The 20,969-nt window shown below is 64.4% G+C and carries 23 protein-coding genes; 4 read left to right on the top strand and 19 right to left on the bottom strand.

Going from position 1 to position 20,969, the window contains the following annotated elements; genetic code table 11:
• The first annotated feature begins 27 nt into the window (after positions 1–27).
• Positions 28–510, top strand: a complete 483-nt coding sequence (locus HRC28_RS04190; protein ID WP_237111691.1) for a MarR family transcriptional regulator — start codon at positions 28–30, stop codon at positions 508–510.
• Here HRC28_RS04190 and HRC28_RS04185 read toward each other — a convergent pair.
• Positions 484–1,818: an MFS transporter gene (locus HRC28_RS04185; protein WP_182378928.1), complete on the bottom strand. Its 1,335-nt coding sequence runs from the start codon at positions 1,816–1,818 to the stop codon at positions 484–486. The two genes, HRC28_RS04190 and HRC28_RS04185, sit on opposite strands and share 27 nt — an antisense overlap.
• Before the next feature lie 482 nt (positions 1,819–2,300).
• Here HRC28_RS04185 and HRC28_RS04180 point away from each other — a divergent pair, with 482 nt between their 5' ends.
• Both HRC28_RS04180 and HRC28_RS04175 read left to right on the top strand, forming a co-directional pair.
• Positions 2,301–2,546 carry a helix-turn-helix domain-containing protein gene (locus tag HRC28_RS04180; RefSeq protein WP_182378927.1) on the top strand — a complete coding sequence of 82 codons (246 nt, stop codon included), beginning with the start codon at positions 2,301–2,303 and terminating at the stop codon, positions 2,544–2,546.
• 3 nt (positions 2,547–2,549) lie between these two features.
• Positions 2,550–3,797: a tyrosine-type recombinase/integrase gene (locus HRC28_RS04175; RefSeq protein WP_182378926.1), complete on the top strand. Its 1,248-nt coding sequence runs from the start codon at positions 2,550–2,552 to the stop codon at positions 3,795–3,797.
• 888 nt (positions 3,798–4,685) lie between these two features.
• On the opposite strand, the gene HRC28_RS04170 is transcribed toward HRC28_RS04175, so the two are convergent.
• Positions 4,686–5,906 carry an acetyl-CoA C-acetyltransferase gene (locus HRC28_RS04170; protein WP_182378925.1) on the bottom strand — a complete coding sequence of 407 codons (1,221 nt, stop codon included), beginning with the start codon at positions 5,904–5,906 and terminating at the stop codon, positions 4,686–4,688.
• Between the two features lie 513 nt (positions 5,907–6,419).
• Between HRC28_RS04170 and HRC28_RS04165 the strand changes: the two genes are divergently transcribed.
• Positions 6,420–7,037: a gamma-glutamylcyclotransferase family protein gene (locus HRC28_RS04165; RefSeq protein ID WP_182378924.1), complete on the top strand. Its 618-nt coding sequence runs from the start codon at positions 6,420–6,422 to the stop codon at positions 7,035–7,037.
• Positions 7,038–7,197: 160 nt separating this feature from the next.
• Here HRC28_RS04165 and HRC28_RS04160 read toward each other — a convergent pair whose 3' ends face one another.
• The 17 genes from HRC28_RS04160 to isoA form a co-directional block, all read right to left on the bottom strand.
• Positions 7,198–7,956 carry an SDR family NAD(P)-dependent oxidoreductase gene (locus tag HRC28_RS04160; protein ID WP_182378923.1) on the bottom strand — a complete coding sequence of 253 codons (759 nt, stop codon included), beginning with the start codon at positions 7,954–7,956 and terminating at the stop codon, positions 7,198–7,200.
• A 12-nt stretch (positions 7,957–7,968) separates the two neighbouring features.
• The gene (locus tag HRC28_RS04155; RefSeq protein ID WP_182378922.1) at positions 7,969–8,499 is read right to left on the bottom strand and encodes a hypothetical protein; all 531 of its coding nucleotides are present in this window, start codon (positions 8,497–8,499) and stop codon (positions 7,969–7,971) included.
• Positions 8,500–8,557: 58 nt separating this feature from the next.
• The gene (locus tag HRC28_RS04150) at positions 8,558–9,217 is read right to left on the bottom strand and encodes a hypothetical protein (RefSeq protein WP_182378921.1); all 660 of its coding nucleotides are present in this window, start codon (positions 9,215–9,217) and stop codon (positions 8,558–8,560) included.
• Positions 9,214–9,852, bottom strand: coding sequence for a hypothetical protein (locus tag HRC28_RS04145; RefSeq protein ID WP_202033221.1), 639 nt, complete (start codon positions 9,850–9,852; stop codon positions 9,214–9,216). Before HRC28_RS04145 ends, HRC28_RS04150 begins: the two co-directional genes overlap by 4 nt.
• An 80-nt stretch (positions 9,853–9,932) precedes the next feature.
• A complete protein-coding gene (locus HRC28_RS04140; RefSeq protein WP_182378919.1) occupies positions 9,933–10,466 on the bottom strand; it encodes a hypothetical protein in 534 nt (177 codons plus the stop codon).
• A gap of 7 nt (positions 10,467–10,473) precedes the next feature.
• Positions 10,474–10,980, bottom strand: a complete 507-nt coding sequence (locus tag HRC28_RS04135; protein ID WP_202033220.1) for a hypothetical protein — start codon at positions 10,978–10,980, stop codon at positions 10,474–10,476.
• 67 nt (positions 10,981–11,047) lie between these two features.
• Positions 11,048–11,497: a hypothetical protein gene (locus tag HRC28_RS04130; RefSeq protein ID WP_182378917.1), complete on the bottom strand. Its 450-nt coding sequence runs from the start codon at positions 11,495–11,497 to the stop codon at positions 11,048–11,050.
• 122 nt (positions 11,498–11,619) lie between these two features.
• The gene (locus HRC28_RS04125; protein WP_182378916.1) at positions 11,620–12,027 is read right to left on the bottom strand and encodes an SCP2 sterol-binding domain-containing protein; all 408 of its coding nucleotides are present in this window, start codon (positions 12,025–12,027) and stop codon (positions 11,620–11,622) included.
• 287 nt (positions 12,028–12,314) lie between these two features.
• Positions 12,315–13,727 (bottom strand): FAD-dependent oxidoreductase, encoded by a 1,413-nt coding sequence (locus tag HRC28_RS04120; protein ID WP_272902664.1) that lies wholly within the window; start codon positions 13,725–13,727, stop codon positions 12,315–12,317.
• Positions 13,724–14,755, bottom strand: a complete 1,032-nt coding sequence (gene gshB, locus HRC28_RS04115) for a glutathione synthase (protein WP_272902663.1) — start codon at positions 14,753–14,755, stop codon at positions 13,724–13,726. Before gshB ends, HRC28_RS04120 begins: the two co-directional genes overlap by 4 nt.
• A gap of 56 nt (positions 14,756–14,811) precedes the next feature.
• The gene (locus HRC28_RS04110; RefSeq protein ID WP_182378913.1) at positions 14,812–16,167 is read right to left on the bottom strand and encodes an aldehyde dehydrogenase family protein; all 1,356 of its coding nucleotides are present in this window, start codon (positions 16,165–16,167) and stop codon (positions 14,812–14,814) included.
• Positions 16,168–16,257: 90 nt separating this feature from the next.
• Positions 16,258–17,289, bottom strand: coding sequence for a 2Fe-2S iron-sulfur cluster binding domain-containing protein (locus HRC28_RS04105; protein ID WP_237111690.1), 1,032 nt, complete (start codon positions 17,287–17,289; stop codon positions 16,258–16,260).
• A 45-nt stretch (positions 17,290–17,334) separates the two neighbouring features.
• Positions 17,335–18,357, bottom strand: coding sequence for a toluene hydroxylase (locus HRC28_RS04100; RefSeq protein ID WP_182378911.1), 1,023 nt, complete (start codon positions 18,355–18,357; stop codon positions 17,335–17,337).
• 11 nt (positions 18,358–18,368) lie between these two features.
• Entirely contained in the window at positions 18,369–18,701 is a 333-nt protein-coding gene (locus HRC28_RS04095; protein WP_182378910.1) for an MmoB/DmpM family protein, read from the bottom strand.
• A gap of 28 nt (positions 18,702–18,729) precedes the next feature.
• Entirely contained in the window at positions 18,730–19,086 is a 357-nt protein-coding gene (locus HRC28_RS04090; RefSeq protein ID WP_182378909.1) for a Rieske 2Fe-2S domain-containing protein, read from the bottom strand.
• A gap of 4 nt (positions 19,087–19,090) precedes the next feature.
• Positions 19,091–19,360, bottom strand: coding sequence for a toluene-4-monooxygenase system B family protein (locus HRC28_RS04085; protein WP_182378908.1), 270 nt, complete (start codon positions 19,358–19,360; stop codon positions 19,091–19,093).
• 27 nt (positions 19,361–19,387) lie between these two features.
• Positions 19,388–20,884, bottom strand: a complete 1,497-nt coding sequence (gene isoA / locus HRC28_RS04080) for an isoprene monooxygenase oxygenase subunit alpha (RefSeq protein ID WP_182378907.1) — start codon at positions 20,882–20,884, stop codon at positions 19,388–19,390.
• Positions 20,885–20,969: the final 85 nt, after the last annotated feature.

Below are 20,969 nucleotides of genomic sequence, written 5' to 3'. Positions count from 1 at the left end.
TACTTGATAGTTAAGTAGGTGAGAGAATTGACCCAGCCGACCGCCGGACGGGCGTGGCACGAGTCGCCCACCCTCCAGGTGCTCCGCGACGTGATGCGCGCGGCCGTCGACGTGCGGCACCGGGTCGGTCGCAGCACCCGCTTGAGCGAGGTCGAACTGGCGACGCTCGAGGAGCTGAGCAGGCACGCCATCGGACCTGCTGCACTCGCCCGACACCTGTCGGTCTCCACCGCCGCGGCCACCGGCATCGTCGACCGACTCAGCAGCCGCGGCCATGTCGAACGCGAACCCGACCCGGACGACCGGCGCCGTACCCGCCTGCGGCTGACCAGCTCCGGCAGCACCGAGGTGCGCGGTCACCTGCAGCCCATGTTCGGTCGGCTCGCCGAACTGGACGCGAGCTTCGCACCCGAGGAGCTGGTGGTCGTCGAGCGCTATCTTCGCGGCGCGCTCGCGGCGATCGAGAGCGTTGCGCCGGCTGCGTCAGAGCCGGGCCAGGGCAGCGCGTAAAGGCCGTCGCCGCACCTCGGGCCACAGCACCACGAGGCCGACCACCGGCAGAGCAGCCAGCACGGCCAAGCTGTTGGCCGTGCCCACCAGCGCACCGAGGCCGGCGACCGCGGCCGAGCCCACGCTGCCGCCCACGAGGAACAGCAGCGTGGCCACGCCGAGCGCGACCCCCCGCACGTCACCGTCGACGGCGTCGCCGACCGACGCACTGAGCGCAGGCTGTCCCACGCCGAAAGCAACGGTGACGAGGATGACCGACACCGCCAGGACCGGCGAGGAGACGAGTGCCACGCCAAGCGCCGCGAGCAGCAGAGCCGCCGAGGCCACCATGCCGGCGAACGCCAGCGAAGTGGCGCCGCCGACCCTGGCAAGAAGCGGGCCGGCGTACCTCGGCACGAAGAGTGCCACGACAGCGCTGGGCACGAGGAGGAGTCCCACCTGCCAGGTCTCCCACCCCTCGTCGACCAGCACGACAGGGACGGCGACCAGCAGTGCGAACCAGGCAGCCGGAACGGCGGCGGCCGCAGCGGCGCTGCGCACCACAGTGGGGTTACGGACCACGGCGAGCGGCAGGAAGCCGTGCGGACGGCGGCGCACGCGCAGCACGACGGCGGGGGTGCCGAGCACCAGCAGCAGCCCACCCACGCCCGCCACGAGGACACCGGTCGAGGGCGACTGGATCAGGAGGACGAGACCTCCAGCCGTGGCCGCGACGAGCAACGCGCCGAGGATGTCGAGCCGGGCGCCGCTGCCTTCTCCGACAAGGGCCTTCCACAGCAGGGGAATCACCAAGGCACCGAGGATGGGCAGGGCCATCACGGCGCGCCAGCCGAAGGCGTGCTCCACGACGCCACCGAGAAGTGGCCCGAGGCAGCTGACCGAGGCGGCGACGGCTGCCAGACGGCCGAGGGCGAGCCCGCGCAACTCGCCGTCGTAGCGCCGACTGAGGGCGGTGATGCCCAGCGTGGGGACGGCCGCCGCCCCTGCCCCCTGGAACACCCGGGCCACCAGGAGCGCCTCGAAGGAGGGAGCGAACGCAGCAGCCAGCGCACCCGCGGCCATCAGGGCAATGCCGATGGTGAGCGGCGTCCGGACGCCCCAGAGGTCCGAGACCCGGCCGTAGACGGCGGTCGTCACTGCCAGGAACAGGACGTAGAGACTGATCGCCCACGTCGCGTTGCCGTGATCGACGCCGAGGTCCTGGCCCATGAGCGGCAGCGCGACGGCCGCCGAGGACGAACCCAGTCCGGCCAGCCCGAAGAGCAACCCGAGCAGCAGCGAGACACGTCGGGAGTCATCGAGGGGCACCTGACCTCAACCTCGCCGGCGGGTGGCGTATTCCGCGAGGGCCGCCGGCCCGTGGGAAGGACAGAGGCCCTGACCAGTACGTCCACTGGCCAGGGCCTCTTCGTCAGAGCCGCCTGTCAGAATCGAACTGACGACCTAGTCACCGCTGGAGGTGCAGGTCATGAAGAGTCCTCGAGGCCCGGAAGGGCGCATTCAGGCCGTAGAACGGGCGCATCCGGATGCCCGCCGGTCTGGTCCGGATCGGAGAAGCGCGGCGAAACGTGTCGCAAACGTGTCACTTCGCCGTGGCTCTTGCACTTTCGAGTGGCCACCGCTCGACCGCTGCTGCGCCTCTGCGTGCTGCGTCCGGGACCTGTTGGGCCCCGCTCGCACCCCACTGCTCCCCCACGATATCCCGATTGCTGATCGCTCCCGACCCTCCACCGCACTTAGGAGAACAGCATGCGGCAGGGCGCCGCGCGCGTACGGAAGGGATCACTTCGATGAATGAGAGCAAGACACCCGCCACCACCGGTAGCCCGACCACCGCCACCGACCCGCTCCTCACCCCGGAGGACGTCTCCCAGATGCTGGGTGGCGTCCCCGCAGCGACCTTGAAGCGGTGGCGGACGCAGCGCACGGGACCCGTCGCCCTCCACATCGGCCGGCATGTCCGCTACCGCCGCTCCGCGGTCGAAGCCTGGCTCGACGGCAAGGACCGCGAGGCCGCCGCATGGATGGCGTCCTGAGCCATGCCGCAGATCCGAATTCCCCGTGGCGGCCACGGTGACATCGTCGCCAAGCAACTGGCGGACGGCCGATGGTCCGCCCGCGTCCAGGTCCGCGACATCGACGGCCGCGTTCGCTCAGTTCGCGCAACCGAGAAGACCAAGAGCTCCGCCACCCGCCTCGTTGAACGCCGCCTGAGGGAGCGCGTCGATCCGTCGATCGCCGGCATCACCGGAGACACCACCTTCGAAGACCTCTCCGCGCTGTGGCTGCAACACCGCAAGGACCACGGCAAGGTCAAGACCAAGGGACTGCTCGCACCCCAGACCTTGGCGACCTACCAGTACGACATCACCCAGGTGATCATCCCCGCCATCGGCCAAGTCAGGGTTCGCGAGGCAACCATCCCCCTTCTCGATCGTCTCTTCGCCGATGTCGAGCACGGGCGCAAGCACGGCAATTACCCGGCCAGGCCTGGAGGCCGCTCCACACGCCAGCTCCGAGTGGTCCTCGGCGGAATGCTCGCCCTTGCCGTCGCCCATGGAGCACTGACTGCTAACCCGATCCGGGACGTCTCCCAGTCATCGCGGCAACCCAACCCGGAGGTCAAGTTCCTCACCATCGACCAAGCACGACACCTGCGCACACGCGTCAGGCGCACAGCCATCCGTGTCCCCGACCAACGTATGCCGAACCACGACCTCGAGGAGTTCATCGACCTTCTTCTCGGCACCGGCTGTCGGGAGGGCGAAGGCCTCGCCATCCGACCCATCGACCTCCACGACCTCGACGGGCCCGTGCCCACGGTGCACATCTGCGGCACGGTCATCGAACCGCGCAAGGGATACGTCGACCACCTCCACCGCCAGAACCGGACGAAAACCGGCGATGACCGGCGCCTGGTCCTGCCCGACGCTGTCGCGGCGATGTTGCGAGAGCGGATGCGAAGAGACCCGCCGAGCACGCCCGAGTCACCGATATTCGCCACCGGCACCGGCAACTGGATCTCCCCCGCCAACCTGCGCACCCGTCTGCGATCAGCCCTCAGCCGGAGCTCCGGACCGCCCGATCCGTTCGATGAGGCGCTGGCGGGAACGACCCTGCACACTCTGCGCCGGACTGTCGGCACCCTCATTGCGCACGAGGTGTCGCTCGACGCCGCCCGCGATCAACTCGGCCACCGCGACCCGTCGGTCACCTTCCGCCACTACGTCGGCAAGCGACTTGTCGCGCCCGACCTTCGGTCAACACTCGACCAGTTCTTTGTTTGACGCGAACGAACGACAGCGATCGCGAGTTGAGCCGATCCTTGGACACCCATGCGTGCGGCGACTGGGGAGGCACGGCCCCCTCGCGCGAGTCCCCGCAGGTGAAGCGGGAAACACAGAAGGGGATGGAAGCCGACACACGATCTGATCTTCTGATCCGCAGTGCGAATCAGAAGGTTTTGGAGGTGCCTGGCGCCGACTCGGCGCACCTTTTGCCGTCGCCTTCTTCATCGAAAGTGGCGCAACGGGGAACTTGCATGCAGCGGGCTTTATTTACGTCGTGATGTTATTGACTCCTAAAGTATTTAGGCGCACCCTGAAAGTGGGTGTCGGTCCCGGCGCCTGAGCCTGATACCCGGAGGCATCACCATGTACGACCTGCCCAACCCCAAGCACACAGACCGACTGACCACACACCTGCGTGATCAGCTCCTTGCCCTCGCCCAACACGAGGAGAACCTGGCCACGGAGGTCGCAACGAGCCTTCAATATTGGCAGCCTCGGCCACCGGGCACTGTCGGACACCTGGAAGCTGCGCGTGCACTTCGCGCGCATGCGCAGAGGTTCGAAGGACCTTACCCGTGCAACTGTCAGGCTTGTGGACACCCCGTCGACGTGGCGGATCAGGTCAGGTGGGCGTCATGATCTGGCACACCGCGACCGTGGCTCTCGAAAGGTTCGCTTCGCTGCTCGCCGAGATACGGCGCGGAGGCGGCACCGTCGCGAGGTCGATTCCTGCTGCCGGAGCGGTCCAGGTGACATGGACGACTGTGGCCGACTAACCGCGACGAACGAACCCAATTCCAGCCAACCACCACCAAGCACCCGGAACCGCGGACGCGTCCCTGTCGATGCCGCCGTTGCAATGAGCGGACCCTTCCGGCCTAGCGATTAGACGTTTGCGCGGTGAGGCACTCGAAGGATCAAGGCGTCACCTTGCCCACCGCCACCACAGAGAGCTGCCGCACCTAGTCCGCCGCCGCGCCGTGCAAGTTCGAGTGCGAGGTGAAGCGTGATGCGCGCTCCCGAGGCACCCAGCGGGTGTCCGATGGCGATCGCTCCGCCGTTGACGTTGGTCTTCGCCTCAGGGACGCCCAGCGCTCTCGATGACTCGATTCCGATGAGGGCGAATGCTTCGTTCAACTCGATCAGGTCAAGGTCAGCTGCAGTCAATGAGGCCTTCTCAAGTGCCTTCTTGATGGCGTTGGCTGGCTGGAGTTGGAGACTGGAATCCGGTCCAGCGACCTGACCAAGGCTGAGAATCTCAGCGAGGACGGGCAGTCCGTGTTTCGAGGCTGCTTCGGCACTGGCGACCACGACGACAGCCGCGCCGTCCGAGATTTGAGAGGACGAGCCTGCGGTGATGGTGCCGTTGGGCCAGAACGCAGGACGCAATGCGGACAGTTCCTCGACGGTCGTGTCGGCCCGCACGCCTTGGTCCATAGTGACGAGAACGGGGTCGCCGTTGCGCTGGGGGACGGACACCGGCGCAATCTCGTCGTCGAAGAGGCCTTTCGCCTGTGCAGCGGCCGCTCGTTGATGCGACTGCGCCGCGAATCGGTCTTGCTCCGTGCGGCTCACAGAGTTTCCATGAGCACAGTTGTAGCCCTCCGCGAGGCTTCCCATACCTTGCTGCGTCGCCTGGTCGTAGAGCGCGTCGTATGCCATGGAGTCAACGAGTGTGGCTTCTCCGTAGCGGAAACCGTCGCGCGACCGGGGAAGGATGTGCGGGGAGTTGCTCATCGACTCGGTGCCACCCGCAATCACGATGTCGGCGTCGCCTGCACGAATCATTTGGTCGGCAGTCGCGATGGCATTGATGCCTGAGAGGCAGACTTTGTTGATGGTGATCGAGGGGATATGAGCGGGCAGGCCGGCCTTGAGGCCTGCCGTGCGTGCAGGGTTCTGACCGGAGCCTGCTTGCAGGACCTGTCCGAGGATGAGGTGGTCGACGTCGGCGCCTTGTAGTCCGCTTGTTTCGAGAGCACGCCTGATGGCAACTGCGGCAAGGTCTGTAGCCGACAGGTCCTTGAGTGCACCCAGGAAGCGTCCGGTCGGGGTTCGGGCTCCGCCAACGATGACGGTAGGTGCGTGGGGCAAAGCAGGCTCCATGAGTGGGGGTTGGCTAGGGGTTTGCATGCGGCTGGGCTACCGAGGCGTTGACGTTCTGGCAGGGCCGACGGATGGTGCCGCGCACATGGCGGACGCGAGGTAGCGATCCGATCCGATCCGATCCGTCAGTTGCCGTCGATGGCGTACGCCAACGGAGTACAGGTGGCGGCAGCCCAGGCCCCAGAGCTCGGGCTGCCGCCGGACTGGGAAACCGACTAGCCCTGGCGTGTGGCTCGGAGTTGAGCGACGCCGCGTGGACGGTAGCCGAGGCAGTCATTGATGCGGGCAGAGCTCACGTGGTCTGGGCCAGCCGCCTGGATTTCTTGCGTCAGCGGCGGCGGCGGGCCGTTGGGCTCGGCCGGCTTTGCATCCGAAGTCGGTCCGGAGAACTTGGCAGCACTCATACCGTCGAGTATATCACTTCTAAACTGTTTAGACCTGTTGCATATGGTTGAGTGTTCTCCCTAGGGCGCCGGCCGAAGCCAAGATCCGACCACGGGCAAGGAGTAGGTCATGCCACTCGTTTTCGGCTACGGGTCGCTGGTCGATCGAGAATCGATCGAGGCGAGTTTGGGTCGCCGGCTCGGGGCCGGGCAGGGGCCAACGGTGTGCCGGTTGCGTGGTTTCGAGCGTCGCTGGAATGCCGCCGCACATACCGACTCCAGGCCGGGCTATCGATTCGTTCGGACCGACGGGACTAGTTGGACCGGCTCCGTGGTCTTTCTCGGTCTCGAACCTGTCACAAACGGGTGCGTCGTCGGCGCAACGTTCTGGGTCTCGGACGAGGAACTCTGCATCCTGGACGCTCGGGAGCTCAGCTACACCAGGCTGGTCGTGAGCGACCTGTTGGACCTTCCCAGTGAGAGCCGGAAGGCTGAACCGATCTACACCTATGTTCCGACCGAAACTGCCCGTGCTGCCGCGAAGAATCTCGGCGACTCCGGCGTGGTCATGGCCCGCTATCTCCGGCTGATCGACCGCGCATTTCGCTCACAGGGCACCGAAATCCATGAAGAACATGTGATGTCGCTGCCGCCGGTCGAGCCCTTTCGCGTCGAGGAGATCCTGGTCATCGCTTCGGAAGCGGGCGACCGCAGTTACGCGATAGATCCGGGGATGACACCCCTCTGAGCGGTGGCGTTGCGCTGCGCCGTTGCGCATGCTCACCAGAAGGTGGCGCCTGCCCGGAGCAACGAAGGCTGCGCGACCGGAGGGGCCAAATCTCTCGGGGCTAGCCGCGGCAGGGCACAAAGAGGGAGGGTGTGCCCTGCCGCGAGTCTCAGAGTCTCGATCAGCGAGGCGCCATGCGGAGTGCGCCATCCATGCGGATCGTTTCGCCGTTGAGGTAGTTGTGTTCGACGAGGGCCACCGCCAACTGGGCATATTCTTCGGGCTGGCCGAGCCTTTGCGGGAACGGGACGCCTGCAGCTAGTCCGGCACGGAACTCCTCGGAGATCGTGGCGAGCATCGGGGAATCGATGATTCCGGGAGCAATCGCGAGAACCCGGATTCCATGCTGAGCAAGGTCTCGGGCACAAGAGAGCGTCAGCCCCACGACGCCGCTCTTGGAGGACGCATACGCCGCCTGCCCGACTTGACCGTCAAAGGCAGCAATCGAAGCAGTGTTGATGATGACACCGCGCTGGCCGTCGTCCAGTGCCGGCGTCTTCGCGATCTCCTCGGCTGCTTTGGCCATCACGGCAAAAGTCCCGATCAGGTTGACCTGGATGACCTTGGCGTAGAAGTCGAGGTCGTGGGCGCCGTTCTTGCCCACCACGCGCATCGAGGGCGCTATGCCAGCGCAGTTCACAACGATGCGCAGTGGTGCGCCATTGTTGGCGGCTGCCTTGACCCCAGCCGCGACGTCGTGGCTGTCGCTCACGTCGACGGGGTGGTACCGAACACCATCAATCACGGGGGCGTTCTTGAGCGCATTGGCAAGGTCGAATCCGGTGACGCGGGCACCTAGCTCGGCCAATCGTGCTGCAGTTGCTGCCCCGAGCCCAGAGGCGGCACCGGTGACAATGGCGGCGGTGTTTTCGATGTGCATCTGTCCGTCCTCTCATTTCCCTGACGGGAGGGTCGGCAGGAGAAGCAGCAGGTGCAACTTGGATTCGATCGTCCGAGCCAGCCTGATCGTGCGATCCAGTTCGGAGCCGATCGAGCTGATGGTCTTGCGAGTTCCGGCGAGGGTTCCGGTGATCGTCCGCACTGGTATTGCGGCTCGGTTGGCTCGGTGGGTGGCTGTCTTGCCTGCCTCGATGATTCCGACCAACGGGCCGTCCGCTGACTGCAGGGTGATCCCCAAGGTGGCGAGCCGGTCAGCCAGGGTGGCCAAGGTGACCTCAGCGTTGCTGAGCGAACCCATCACCCCGGTGACCTCCGGCATGCTGTCAATCAGTGCGTCGTCCGCGCCGGGCAGCTCCTCGGCTGCGGAGAGTGCGTCGTCGGTGGTGTCGTTCACCTTCTCGGCTTGTACGACGCCGTCCTTGAAGATGTCGTTCGTGATCGCCAGATCTCTTGTGACGATCAAGATGCCGGTGAGCATGACCAGCGAACAAGCCAGGGCTAGAGCCCAAGAGAAGCGGAACATGGTGTCGTTGCCTTCCGGTGATGCATACGGGCGCCGGGAATGCCCGACATGAGCGAGATCAGGGAGTCAGGCCGAGCAGCAGGTCAAGCAGACCGTCGGCCAACGGGAGGTCATAGATCGTCTCCAGCGGTCCGGACAACCCTGCGAGAAGAGGCGCCAGCGGCTTCACCTTGACCGAGGCAGCCTGGATCTGTGCCAGAAGGTCGACGATCGTTGTGGCACGCGGACCCAGTTTCGCAAGGTCTCTGAATGCACCATTGAGTTGTGTCTGGACGGCCTCAAGTTCAGTCGTGACACCTGACACCGACTTGCCGAGGTCGCCGACAACAGGGGCAGCTTCAACGGCTCGTCCGGTGACTGAGGCAATGAGTCCTGGCAGCGGCAGGGCAATGTCGTTCACCTTGGTGGTGCCTTCATTGACGGTGATCGATTTCCCGGTGAGCTTGCCGGCGTCGTCGACCACGATGTCGAGGTTGTCAGCGACGCCGTTCAGTCGTTGGATGCGCTGCGAAAGGGTCCCGTGTTTGGGAACGAGTACCCCGGTGATGCGTTCGAACTCGCTGGCGGAATGGATGACTTCCAAACTGAGTGCGGACGGACGACCAAGGGGGTCCTTGACGTCATCGACACCGGGCTTGAATGCGTTGGATCCGCTGAGGAACACCGCTCCACCGAGGCCGACGACGAGGACGAACAGGAGCCATGCCTTCTTGGTCATTTGTTGTCTCCGGTTGCGGGGAGGATGGCGAGCTTTCGGGTGGTGCGCTCGAGCTGAGAGTTGAGGAGTTCGACCTGCCGCAGCGCTTCAGAGAGTTGCCGGTCGACGCCAGACACCGTGGCATCAGCCTTGGTAGCGATGGCGCGGAGTTCGCCTGCGGATCCACCGAGGATGGTCGCGATCTCCTTGAGTTGCTTGGCGATGCGGACGTCTCCCTCGCCGGCCTTGAGGAGGCGATCGACGATGGGCAGCACGGCAGAGAGTTCGCGCACGTCTAGCGCAGCGGCGTCGTCGAGTTGGGCGAGGACGCGTTGCAGGGCCTGGAGTTGCTTGCGGACCTTTTTGGGAGCGTTCATGTCCGCACGGTCAGCGAAGAAGTCGTTGGCTGTGTGGAAGTCGGTGACGATCTTGTCGGCGCTGTCCTGGACGACGAGTCCCTTGTGGATCGTGTGGAAGACCATGATCATCAGGACGATTGCGACGGTGGCCGCCAAGCGGCCCAGCCATTCGGTGGCTACGGCCCATCCTGTTGAGCCCGCCAGGTACTTGTGTGGAACGTCGTAGCGACGGTTGGTCGATCCGCTGTTCCCGCGACTCGGGAGGTCGCTGAAGGAGATGTCGTCGCGGTGGGTCAACGATCGGCCTCTGCGGGGAAAGGCTGTGGCGGGTATGTCAGTTCGAGTGTGCATTTGTCGGCTCCTGGCCTTCGGGTCGCTCAGTCCGGGAGCGGCAGGGACTGGTTGATCTTGACTGCCGCCGCGACGGCACTTTCGAGGTCCTTGACGAGGTCCTTGACGATGACGAGGAGGTCGCCGCCTTGGCCGCCGAACGCGTCTGCCGACTCGACGAGGGGCAGGATCTTCTTCTTGATGGCCGAGAGGATCTCGTGCATGGTGTCGAGCTTCTTGGTGCTCAGTTCGGCGCCACCTGTGGCTGCTTCGACTGTCGTTGCCGCAGGGCCAATGGCCTCACGGAGACTGACCAGGAGGGGGCCGAGCGCGGAGGTCTCGCCTAATGCCTTCTGGGCTGTCTTGGTCAGTGCCACCAGTTCTTCAAGGCGCATGGTGAGTAGGTCGTTCACGTCGACGATGTCGTTGGAGGCAACGAGGGTCGCCTCGTTGGCCTTCTGTTGATTGTCGAGTCGGGTGTTCAGGTTGAAGACCACGAAGCTCAGCAGTCCGAGTACACCGACGCCGATGATCGCGAGTACGGTCCGAGCGGGTCCGCCGCGGCGTCCGAAGAAGATCATTGGTTTGTCACTCTCCTGAGACGTTCGAGGCGGAGGTCTCAGCTGAAATCCGGGCCCGCTTCACTTCTGCGGCGGTCGCGCGGGCTTCGGCCAGGATGCGGGCCAAGGAATCGCGGTCGGCTTTCACCGCTGCGGAGGCCCCGTTGACTGGTCCGTGCAGCGCGTTGAGGTGGGCTGTGAGCTGGTTCAAGGAGGTCAACATGCCGCCGACGTTTCCGTGGGCGGTGTTCAGGGTTCCTTGCAGGTTGGCGGTGATCTGACCGATCAGGCGTTCAAGTTCGCGAGCGACTTGGGCGTCGGTCTCGCGAACGTTCGCGAGAGCCGTTTTCACCTGATCCAAGGCGTCGAAGGCGGCGAGGGTGACCTTCTCGTGCTCGACGACTTGGTGAAGGCCCGGGTTGTAGGCGTCGGCGTGTACGACCGCTTGGTCCAACCGGTAGGGGGTGGCGACCAGGCCGGTGATCCTGGGCAGTAGGTACAGCAGGGCCACGGGCACCAGTGCGGCGATGATCAACCAGCGACCTACCTGGGTGCCGCTTGTGGGCCGTGGAGGCCCGAAGGAACTGAGGTGTGCGGCCATGTCAGACGACCGAGACCAGTGAGATGGTGCGCAGCGAGCTGAGGGTGTGGGTGAGGAGGCCCTTGACGACCAGCTTGTGGGTCAGGATGTTGCCAAGCACCTTCATGCCTCGCTTGGTGAAGAAGCCGACGGGCAGCAGGCCGCCTGCCTTCATCTCCAGTTGGGAGACGTCGAGGATCTGGTCGACGGTGGCGATGACAGTGACGTTGGGCTTGCCGACGACGTCGTTGAAGACGACGGCTTCGTCGGTGCCGAACACGATCGTGCAGGCACTGTCGGTGTCGGTGCTGTAGATGGTGACGGGGCGCGGCATCCGTCGTGCGGTCTTCACACGGGCTGGATAGTTCTCCAGGTTCTGCTGGATGAGCATCGCGACGATGTTTGCGACGCCGTTGGCGTCGTCGCCGTCATACAGGGAGACCGGGTAGTTGCTCGTGGTCGTCGTTGGCACGGTTACGCCTCGTTGTCGTGTCGGGAGGGAGCGAGATGGGGCTTGGTGAACTGCGGCGGGGCAAGTTGCGCGGTTGCGCCGTGGGGCCGAAGGGGCCGGCCCCACGGGCAGACGTTGGTAGGTCAGACGTCCCAGTTGGTGTCGACCTGACCCCAGGAGAGAAGGAAGGCGTTGAAGGCCGCAGCGTTTTCGATGGCGGCCGACATCGGGCCCTTGGCGAACTTCACCTTGCCGGCCATGAGGAGCTTGCCGCCCTCGACCTGACCCGAGGCCGACTTCTGCCAGGTCGGGATCTCACCGTTGATGATCAGCCAGAGGTCGCTCTCCGGGAACTCGGCCGGGGACCAGTGGACGATCTTGGCTTCCTTCCATTCGAGGTGCGTGACGAGGTCGTCGCGACCGGCAACGCCAAAGGCCATCCGGTTGGTGAACGTCGCGGGGTCCTTGAACCCCTTGTACATCGCGTCGCTGGCGTTGCATGCGGCCATGGCCTGGTCGCACCAGGCCTGCGAGAAGAACGGAACAGCCATGAAGGATCTCCTTGAACGGGTCGAGCACCACCCCATGTTGTGATGCTCGTCATACGACACTTTAGATACACGCTTTCTTAGACGTCAACTACTTTGAAGGATATTTCTCAGTTCATTTGGCGCTTCGGGATTTGTCTCACCAACACCAAATGGGCGTGACGATCCAGACGCCCTAGGAAGGGTCGAGATCGTCACGCCCACGGCGATCAGAGCGGAGCGGTTGGTCTCACCTACAACGCGAATAGGCGTGACGTTGGGAGTGCCTGGCGGGCCCGATCAGTGCGTCATCACATTCGATCGGCAAGACGTCGCGCGGCCAACTGGACGACTTCCCACACTGTGGCAAACGGCGGGGCATAGGCCAGGTCCATGCTTGCCAGGTCGTCGACGCTGAGGCCGGCCCAAAGGGAGGCTGCCGCGGTGTCGATCCGCTTTCCAGCTGCTCGTCCGCCGATGATCTGCATGCCCATGAGTCGTCGGCTGTACGCGTCGGCGATGACCTTCACTGCGATCGGGCTGGCTTCGGGCATGTATCCGCTGGCGGTACGTCCTTCGGTGACCAGTGAGGCCACGGTGAAGCCAGCCTCTTCTGCCTCGGCTGTGCTCAGCCCGGTTCTCGCGACTTCGACGTGATGGTCGCCTGCAACGAATCTGGTAATAGCGGTCCCGAGGACTCCCTGGAACCGGGCTTCGCCGCCGGCGAGGTTCTCGCCGATCGTTTTCCCTTGTTTGTTCGCGTGGGTGCCGAGCGGAGCGAACGTCCATTTGCCGGTCACGCGGTGCTTGACCTCGCAACAGTCACCTGCTGCCCAGACTCCCGGCGCGACCCGACCGGATTCGTCTGCAAGGAGACCCCCTGTCTTGCCAACGGGAAGGCCTGCGAGTGAGGCGAACCCTGTGGCCGGACGAACCCCCATCGCGACGACGATCGCATCGGCGGGGTACACCGTTCCGTCGTCAGTGACCGCTGCGGCCACGGAGCCGTCGGGATGGGTCCGAAGTTCACTCACTTGGGTGTCGCCGATGACGGTGACGCCTGCGCTTTCAATGACTGTTTCAAGTCGCGCGCTCATGTCTGGGTCAAGGTTGCTCATGACGCGAGTACGTGTGATGAGGGTCGTTTCCCATCCGCGCCGGTGCATGGCCTCGGCCATCTCCACTCCGACGTACCCTCCACCGACAACGATCCCGCGGCGTGGGGACGGGCTGGCGGCTGGAGCCTGGGAGGTTGTTGGGTTGAGGGTCCGGAGCCAAGCGTGTCCATCGGTCATGTCCTTGAGGGGACGCACCCCGGGGACCATGGCCCCTTCGGTTGTGCGTGCCCAGTCGGGGATGACAGGTGCTGCCCCTGTGGCGATGACGAGGTCGTCGTAACCGATCCGGATCGTGTCACCGGCACTTGTCCGGTAGGTCAGTTTGCGATCCTTGACATCGAGCTCCGTAGCGGTGGCTCCCAGTCGGAGATCGATCCCCAGTTCACGATGGCGTTCAGGTGATCGGGCCACCAGTTCGTCGGCATCGTCAACATCGCCGGCAACCCAGTAGGGCAGGCCGCATGCTGAGTACGAGGTGTCTTGGGTCATCTCAAGGGCGACGACCTCGATTTCCTCGCCGCGAGCGCGGTTCGCGCGGATCGCCTGATGGGCTGCGCTCATTCCTGCAGCGTCGGCGCCGACAACGACGACCCGTCGGGTAGTCACTGGGAACTTCCTCCTGTGTTGGTGGGTGCCCCTGCGCGGCGGGGGCACTGCGTCTCAGACCACACGATCACTTCGTGGGCGGCCTGAACGTTGCCGACGACGTCGATCTCGCGGATGCCGGTCGGGCTGGTGACGTTGATTTCGGTGACGTAGGGGCCGATGAGGTCGAGTCCGACGAGGTGGAGGCCTCGCGACCACAGCATCGGGGCGAGCCGGGCGCACACTTCTCGGTCGCGGTCGGTCACAACGTCTGCTTCGGGGGCACCGCCAGCTGCCATGTTGCAGCGGAAGTCGCCTTCGACTGCCCTTCGGCGTACAGATCCGATGGGAACGCCACCGAGGACGATGAGTCGTCGGTCGCCTTCGGCCTCGACGTCTTCGATCCACTTTTGGATGACGACCTGGGTGTTTCCCCGGTTGGTCGCGGAGTCGAGGAGGGTGCCTAGGTTCGGATCCGTCGGATCGAGCACCATGACGCCGCGTCCAGCCATTCCGTCGGTCGGCTTGAGGACGGCACGCCCCCACTGGAGCACGGTCTCTCTGATTTTGGTCCGGTTGCTGGTCACGAGTGTTGGAGGGGTCAACGCGACCTGGCTGTCTGTTCCGAGAGCGCTGGGGGTTTGGAGGACAAACAACTTCTCGTTGGCGTCCCGTAGGCCGCGCGGGGAGTTGAGGATCAACGTCCGGTTCGGATCGACGAGGTCGAGGAGGAAGGTCGCTCGCAGATAGGCGTCGTCGACCGGCGGGTCGGTCCGCATGAAGACGACGTCGACCTCGTTGAGGACGACCTCGGTGGTGGGTCCGAGTGCGTACCAGTCCGGGTCGGTGATCCAACTGCCTTCGTGGCGCACGGCTGGGCGAAGCACTACGTCCGTGCACGGTGCCGTTACTGCGCCGTGGTCGTATCCCAGTTGTTCTGCGGTGGTGATCAGCACTCGATGCCCGCGCAACTGGGCTGTCTCCATCAGCGCGACGCTCGTGTCGTGAGCGGGCAGCAGTGTGTCGATTGCGTCGATCACGAACAGCATCGTCAGCTGGTCTGACGATGCGCCGCCTTCGCGGGTTGGTGGCGTTGGGTGGTGACTCACTGCGGGCCAAGCCATGTGGGTGCGAGACGTGCCGCCGAGTCGAAGGCGTCTGGGTTGGGGCCACCAACGATCAGGCCATGCGGGAGCTGAGGCTGCTTCTCGAAGCCCACGAGGCGCGCGACTCCGTCGGCGTATCGAGCCGCAGCGAACGCGCCTTCAAGTTCGGACTCTTCAGTGAAGGTGAGGACGCCGAGGGTAGGGCCGAACGGGTCGAGCGCAGAGTGAACACGGTGGGCTGCCGAATCGGCCGGCCCTAGGCCGAGCAGCGTCGGAAGCATTCGCCAAGCCATCCTGTGCTGGATGTCGTCAGGAAGGTCTGTTCCACCGGTCTCGATGTGGGCACCTGCGTCAACCTGGGCAGTCAGGTTTCGCATTGCTTGGAGACGCAGTCCTTCGGTCGGAAGAGGCGCTGGAACGATCGCACGGAGCTTCTCGACAAGCGCTGCTACCAGCGAATCTCGCAGCGTTGCGTGGACGGCAAGTGTTCCCAACGCGTGTGGCCCGCCCGCGTTGTTGAGGCGAACCATCTGAACCGCCGCGTCGGCGACCTGCTCCAGGCAATGTTCGGCGCCAGGACCGACGATGATCGTGTTTCCGCCGGCACGAAGGCTGTGGAGAGGGACGTTCGTGCGCGCTCGGTGTGCCTGCTTGATGACTCGTTCGCTGGCGCGGACATGAAGGCCAGAAAGGTCTGCGCGGCTGATCAGTTCGGCGCCGACGTCACCACCGGTTCCCTGCACGACATTCACGACACCAGGTTCGAACCCTGCGATGGAGGCGAAGTGAGCGAACGCCGCAGCCGAAAGCGGAGCACGCAACGACGGCTTGATGACCACTGCGTCGCCAGCCAACAACGCAGGGATCACGCTAGTGATGACCTCATTGAAGGGAAGCCCCCACGAGAGGATGTGACCCGATACGCCGCCCGCCTGGGGCAAATGCGAGACGGCCTCGCATCGCAACATGGCGCGGGCTTCGCTTAGAGTGACACGGACAGCAGTCAGCGAGTCCGACAGGTCAAGCCCGCTTTCGGCAGCTTGAAGCGCAGCGAGATCAGTGTCGTGGACCGCAAGCTCGTCGAGCAGCCGTCGGACTGCCCGAACTCGTGCACCACGGTCTGCCCAGCCGCTCAGTGATGCGCGGGCAGCTTCGACGGCGTCAGCAACATCAAAGCGTGATGAGAGTGGCACCACGGCGACGATGGTGCTGTCTGCAGGATTACGGATCTCAAACTCGTACGGTGCCGCAGGGAACTGCCACCGCCCGGCAATGTGATTGCGCCCGAAACGCTCCCCAAGCACGTCGAGGAGTTCGGCGGAGTTGCCAGTGGTGGCGATGGTGGTGACGGTCATGACGGTCCCCTTGCTCTGATCCCTGGAAGTTCGATGGTCTCGTAACGGGCCTTGCGGCGGTACTGGTTGCTGCCTTTGACGACTTGTCGGTCAGTTGAAGCGGTCGAGAAAGACTCGGTCTGCGGATGCGGTTCCCTCACGTACAAGGCGGCGCAGGGCTGCGTCGATCATCGGCGTCGGCCCACCGAGGTAGAGGTCACTTTGACTCAGATCGGGGTGATCTTCAGCAAGGTGATCCAAGGCAGTGCCGACGCGGATCTCTCCCCATTCGGGATGTTCCATCCGCCATCCCGGCGCGCCGGCATCAACGGCGGCTACGACTCGGGCTCCAGCCTCGCGAAGTTCGGCAAAGCGTTCGGCGAGAACCAGGTCCTCGGCGGCGCGAGCGCCGACGTAGATCACGACGTGTTCTCCCCCGCGCTGTTCGACTACGGACGTTGCGATCGACAGCACTGGTGCAGTTCCTGTGCCACCGGCCAAACACACAACCTTGCGGGTCGAGTCCGGTCGCACATAGGCGCGTCCGTAGGGGCCTTCGACTGTGAGGTCGTCGCCGATGCTGAGTTTGTCGAACAACCAGGCCGAACCGGTACCGCCTGGTTTGGCGCGCACCAGCAGTTCGACGATGTTCGCGGCTTCGCTTCTGAACGGTCGCGACATTGAGTAGGCGCGTCGACTGTCGTCCGGAAACTCGATCTGTACGAACTGCCCAGATAGATATTCCATCGGACCGTCGAGACTGAACTCAAACAGAGCGGTATCTGCGGTGAGCATGTCGCGTCGTGTCAGCACTGCAGGGTGACGCGTCGGCGCGGGCTCGTTTCCCGGGTCCTCCCCAGGGTCCCCTTGCCAATGAACGCGCACATCGACTGCGCTGTCGGGGGTTGATTGGCACATCAGGATCCGGTCACCGCGCCGACGGTCACGTTCTGTTATCCCTGTGGCGTCAGGCCACCGGGATTGGATTCGGCCCTCGACCAGGCGGACTTTGCACGCTCCACAGCCGCCGCTTGCACACTCATACGGCAGGCGAAGGCCGTTGCGCAGTCCGGCGAGAAGGATGGTTTCACCGGGTTCGCAGGCGACTGTCTCTTCCCCGTTGTTGAACGTGATCGTGTTCACGGGGGCGGGCGCATTCCCGGTCGAGGGCCGAGTCATGGTTGCGCTCTACTTGTCGCCGAGCCGGAGCTCAAGTGGGACGAGTAGGTTGCTCCACTGCTCGCGCGCAGCGGTGGCAATCTGTTCGGCAGAGCGACCACCATCGACAGCAATGAGTTCCGCTCCGGCGGCGATGATCTCTTCGGCCAACGGTGCAAACTCATCCAGGTAGCCCTGCAGGATCGCCTGGTTGTCGGCGTTCTCCGCGATCAGGAAGTCCACGAGGGCAGACGTCCAACGCTGGCTGCGTCGGCTGTCGCGGTAAAGGTTTTCCAGGACCTGTGCGTCGAGCTGGGCCCCGAGGTGGGCGGCCTGTCGGCTGACCTCGCCGAGCGTGAGCAGGTCGGTGACCGGCTTGATGACCAGGTTGGTGATCACAAAGGCTCGGTCCCAGTCGTACTCCACGAGGGCGAGTTCGACAGCCTTGCGGAACGGCTGCCACAGGGGGTTACCCTCCCAGTGCCACCGGTCGCCGTTCGCCTGAGCGTCGCCATGGGTGAGCTGCAGCTGCTTGGTCCGATAGGCGGTGGTCTGCAGTCGGCGAAGCATGTCGGCGGTCTGGAAGACCGCGCAGTTGCTCACATAGCTGCTGACGGCCAACTGCTGGACGTAGGCCGACAGCATCTGGAGACCGTGGGCGAGGAACCGGCTAGGGGTGAACGCCCGGAACAGCAGCGCCCGTGCTTCGGGGCTGAGGTTCTCGTCGTGGCCGGCCTCGTCGAACTGCTCAAGCAGACCCTCGACGTAGGTTTCCTGGTCGTCCTGGCCGCCGACGTAGACGTTGTAGGTCATGGCGTCCGGGTCGCGGAATGCGTCCCAGTCAGGGACTGTGACCTTCATGGAGTCGCGGTGCTCGCGGAGCCAGACATTGCCGTGGACGTCGGGACCCATTTCGAGTCCTGCTGGTCCAGTGGTGTGGTTCAGATTGTGGGTGACGATCTCGTACTCGCTGGGCCGTCGTCCCAGGTCTCCGAAGGCACTCCAGGTCTTGAGAGTCCGCTTGCGTTCACGCTTGGGCTTCACGTCGCTCATCGGTTGTCCTTTCACGCCTCGGCCATCGAGCCCTGGAGGAACCAGGTGAACTCGTTGGTCCGGGTCTTGAGCCGTCCCTTGAAGGACGGCATGTCGATTTCGAGGGCTTCGAGCTGGTAGGGCCTACCCAGCGCCTCTTCGAGGCTGGCCAGCGTCAGCCGGCAGGATCCACGGGTGTGGATCCTGATGTAGTCGTCACGGTCGACGACGATGACGTCTTGGTCAGGGTTGTCCTTGGCGACGGCGTCAATGACTGCCTCAGCCAAGTCACCCGACCGGATTACGGGGCCGACCAGGTCGGCTTCGGCTGATGCCTCGGCTTCGTCGAGCTCGATCACGCTCATAGGTGTTCCTGTTCTTGGGTCGGTGTTGTCAGTGGCGCGGACCGCGGGTACCGGCGCTTTCGCGCAGGCGGACCTCGACCATGCCGTCGTCGTTGATGCGGACGTCGTGACGTGTCAGGCAGTTCCCGAGGGGGTTGACGCCTTCGCCGGAGACGGCGTTGAACTGCCATTCGTGCGCACGGCAGGTGATGAGCCCGTTCTCGAACTCGCCCTCGGCTAACGAGATGCTCTGGTGAGGACAAATGGCGTCGTAGGCGTGGATCTGGCCGTCCACTTTGACGAGCAGGACCTCCTCATCTCCGACGTCATAGGAATCCATCTCGTCGTCCCAGAGCTCGTCGGCTTCTACCAGCTCTACGAAGCCGTCGGGGGTTTCGGTGCTCATCGGCTCAGGCCTCGCGGAACCGGACGTCGAACCATTGCAGGGGGTAGATGGTCTGCTCCCCCATCAGTGCATCGAGCGTCTTCTCTGCCGGGATGACCTCGCCGTCGAGGAGAACCTCGTAGCCGGGGAGGGGGTCAGGCCTGGGAACTCGAATGCCAACGGCGAAGCTGGCCACGACGGAGGCGAACTTCTCCATCGTGTCTTCGGTGTCGATCGGCACGAGAAGAGGTACGAAGTCCCCAACGAATCGGCCGGTGAGAGCGAATGCAGTCATTTGTTGTTCTCCTTTTCAGAACTGCAGTCAGACCGCAGCGGTCTGGCCCGGCTGGTTGAGGTAGTCCTTGGCCCAGGCGTAGTCGTAGACGTCGTCGCCCATGACCTCGGGCGTGATGCCCATGTACAGCAAGCCTCCGGCGAGGTCGGCGGGCAGGATCTTGCCGCCGATGAACCGGTCGACGAACGACTCGTGTCCGGCGTATCGCTCAGGGTCCTGCTCAAAGCACCACTGAGAGACGTCCGAGTCGAAGCTGTAGAGGCGCCCCTTGTACAACTTCTGGGTTGGCTGCAGGTCGTGACGTGAACCCGACGAGCCGAGCGGCAACTGGGTGAGGTTGCAGAGAGCCGGAAGCGTGTCCGGGAGCGTGTTGTAGATCTCGTCGTTGTTGACGTTCTTGATGATCTCGTCCCACATGACGCCCCAGTTCTCTTCCCACGTGGGGTACTTCTCGCGCAACCAGTCGCGCTCGTCCTTGGAGACGCCGGCGTTGGGCTTCCAGAACAGGGTGGGGCGCCAGAACCAGGTGCCGATGTGCATGGCGTGGTGGCCGTTTTCCAGCGAGTACATGAAGGTGTCCCAGTACCAGGGCTTCTTCAGGCCGTAGTCCTCAAGGATGCGTTCGTGGTGGTTCACGATCCACTCCAGCATGAACTCCTTGAAGGAGTGCTTGCGCTGGTCGACCGGCGTGTAATAGTCCATCGCGGGACCGGTCAGGGTCTGGAAGAGCCTGGTGGAACGCCAGAAGGCCACGTCGAGGGCCGTCTGCGCGCGAGCAGGGTCGTGCTCCATCAGGACCTCAAGGGTCGGGAAGCCCTGCTGGGCATGCCGCGCCTCATCGGTCTGGATGGAGGACAGCAGGTTGGACCAGTTGATGTCGCCGGCGGCCATGGCGTCGGCGGCGAGCGCAACGAACTGGACGTTGGTGAAGCCGTGTTCGACGGTGAGGCTCGTCGCCAGTGCGGCTTCGACGCAGTCGGCGTTGAGCATGATGTCGTCGAAGAAGTTCTTGACGGCGAGGATGCCCCACTCGTTGGTGTGGAACGCCTTCTGGGTCCAGTCAAACCGCTCGTCCACCTTGAGCAGTTCGTGGGAGAAGCGCATGTCGAGCTGGGTGTGACGCGTTTCGTCGAGCATCCCGAAGACTCCGAGGTTGCGCCACTTCGAGGACGGCGCGAACCGACAGAAGCGGCTCTGCATCGTGACCGCCATGTGCTCGACCATGCAGGTGCCGCCCATGTGCAAGTGCGATGCGGCGACGTGGGCGGGGTCCAGCTTCTCGAACAGTCCGGCTCGGCCGAGCGCGTTGCCCACGGCCTTGACGCCGGACTCCTTCTCTCGCTGGATGCGCACGTAGTCGCGGTAGGAGACCCGGAAGGGCTCCTCCCACTTGTCCCATGCGTCAGCGGGAACGTTCTGTGCGCCGCTCCAGGAGGTCGGGAAGGCGACTTCGGGGTCGACGTGGGTCAGTGACCAGTCGACATCGCGGGAGATGTCGTACCAGTCGTCTCGGTTCAAGAGCATTGTGTAACTCCTCTGAGTTTGATTGGTTCAGTGCTCGTTGGTGTTTAGGGGTGGGCTGCTGAGCCGGCGCCCGATGCGGGGCCGG

Source organism: Nocardioides sp. WS12, from assembly GCF_014108865.1.
Classification (GTDB): domain Bacteria; phylum Actinomycetota; class Actinomycetes; order Propionibacteriales; family Nocardioidaceae; genus Nocardioides.
The sequence above is the reverse complement of the archived record's forward strand: the minus strand, read 5'-3'. Positions and strand labels throughout refer to the sequence as shown.

Excerpts from the sequence above, each read along its gene's own strand:
- HRC28_RS04180 (WP_182378927.1), top strand. The coding sequence starts at position 2,301 with ATGAATGAGAGCAAGACACCCGCCACCACCGGTAGCCCGACCACCGCC.
- HRC28_RS04175 (WP_182378926.1), top strand. The coding sequence starts at position 2,550 with ATGCCGCAGATCCGAATTCCCCGTGGCGGCCACGGTGACATCGTCGCC.
- HRC28_RS04170 (WP_182378925.1), bottom strand. The coding sequence starts at position 5,906 with ATGGAGCCTGCTTTGCCCCACGCACCTACCGTCATCGTTGGCGGAGCC.
- HRC28_RS04165 (WP_182378924.1), top strand. The coding sequence starts at position 6,420 with ATGCCACTCGTTTTCGGCTACGGGTCGCTGGTCGATCGAGAATCGATC.
- HRC28_RS04160 (WP_182378923.1), bottom strand. The coding sequence starts at position 7,956 with ATGCACATCGAAAACACCGCCGCCATTGTCACCGGTGCCGCCTCTGGG.
- HRC28_RS04155 (WP_182378922.1), bottom strand. The coding sequence starts at position 8,499 with ATGTTCCGCTTCTCTTGGGCTCTAGCCCTGGCTTGTTCGCTGGTCATG.
- HRC28_RS04150 (WP_182378921.1), bottom strand. The coding sequence starts at position 9,217 with ATGACCAAGAAGGCATGGCTCCTGTTCGTCCTCGTCGTCGGCCTCGGT.
- HRC28_RS04140 (WP_182378919.1), bottom strand. The coding sequence starts at position 10,466 with ATGATCTTCTTCGGACGCCGCGGCGGACCCGCTCGGACCGTACTCGCG.
- HRC28_RS04125 (WP_182378916.1), bottom strand. The coding sequence starts at position 12,027 with ATGGCTGTTCCGTTCTTCTCGCAGGCCTGGTGCGACCAGGCCATGGCC.
- gshB (WP_272902663.1), bottom strand. The coding sequence starts at position 14,755 with ATGCTGTTCGTGATCGACGCAATCGACACACTGCTGCCCGCTCACGAC.
- HRC28_RS04110 (WP_182378913.1), bottom strand. The coding sequence starts at position 16,167 with ATGACCGTCACCACCATCGCCACCACTGGCAACTCCGCCGAACTCCTC.
- HRC28_RS04100 (WP_182378911.1), bottom strand. The coding sequence starts at position 18,357 with ATGAGCGACGTGAAGCCCAAGCGTGAACGCAAGCGGACTCTCAAGACC.
- HRC28_RS04095 (WP_182378910.1), bottom strand. The coding sequence starts at position 18,701 with ATGAGCGTGATCGAGCTCGACGAAGCCGAGGCATCAGCCGAAGCCGAC.
- HRC28_RS04090 (WP_182378909.1), bottom strand. The coding sequence starts at position 19,086 with ATGAGCACCGAAACCCCCGACGGCTTCGTAGAGCTGGTAGAAGCCGAC.
- HRC28_RS04085 (WP_182378908.1), bottom strand. The coding sequence starts at position 19,360 with ATGACTGCATTCGCTCTCACCGGCCGATTCGTTGGGGACTTCGTACCT.
- isoA (WP_182378907.1), bottom strand. The coding sequence starts at position 20,884 with ATGCTCTTGAACCGAGACGACTGGTACGACATCTCCCGCGATGTCGAC.